The following is a 982-nucleotide window of genomic DNA, read 5'->3' as shown; positions in this document are numbered from 1 at the left end:
AGGCTAGGTATGCCTGAATATAGGTAAAAATAACAAGGCTGTCAGTAAAGGCCTATTTGATCAACAAGGCCCATAAGTTCATCAAATCGACAACACAGGTAGATTGAAAGTGGATTACACTGGCGCTTAAAGGTTGGTTTTAAAAAAGATGATTGCCGTACTAGGCGTAAAAGAGCAGCATCAGTATTCGCAGGACTTAGACATATCGTCTTTTATCAGTTAAAAGCGGAAACAAGTTAAGAAAGGTGTGCCTAGACATCCAAAGAAAGCATGTAAAGTACTAATTACCGAAATCAGGTATAATTTCATGTTCTTTCCCCGTTAATGAATGTTAATTTGTTACTTTTTAGATCTCTAAATTTAAACGATTTAATAAAAAAAACCAACTGATTACAAATTTGTAAAAAACGAGCTTTTTATAAGACGAGTAGTTTATGGTTGTTTATTTACTTTAAATCAAGATGGTATTTACATTTATTATTAATCCCTCGTACCTTTGAATGTTAACATACAACCTACCCAATTCTTTTTGTTGAGTTCTTTTAATGTGAAAAAGAATATTAGTTATATAATAAAAAACACTCTTTATTAAATAAATCTAATTGTTAGAATAAGCCCCATGATTTTAAATATTAATAATATCGGAAACCAAAGTAGTAGGAGAAATGGATGAAGTTAAATAATCGCGCCTCGTTGTTATTAGTCGCGTTGCTTGGCGGTGCAGGTTGTAGTAGTGACTCTTCAAAAATAGAAGAAGCTCCTGTTGAGCAGACTGATGTTGAGCAGACTGATGTTGAGCTTACTGAAATTGTGTTAAAGGATCAGTCTCTTACACTTGAGGAAGATTCTGAGCTAAAGATTGATTTAACCAGTGAGTTACCATCGGGTGATACGGAAGAAGTTACTTTACAAATAACATCAAACGCTCAATCAGGAAGGATTGTCGGAAGTTACCCGAATGTTACATATATAGCGAATGAAA

General features: G+C 33.7%; 1 protein-coding gene. It reads left to right on the top strand.

The features are described from left to right. Window positions 1-669 precede the first annotated feature (669 nt). Window positions 670-982: hypothetical protein (locus N477_RS22370; RefSeq protein ID WP_155732002.1), on the top strand; the 313-nt coding region annotated here is incomplete at its 3' end.

The sequence above is a fragment of the Pseudoalteromonas luteoviolacea H33-S genome (genome assembly GCF_001625695.1).
In the GTDB taxonomy this organism is placed as follows: domain Bacteria; phylum Pseudomonadota; class Gammaproteobacteria; order Enterobacterales; family Alteromonadaceae; genus Pseudoalteromonas; species Pseudoalteromonas luteoviolacea_B.
This window is presented reverse-complemented; position numbering and strand designations above follow the sequence as displayed.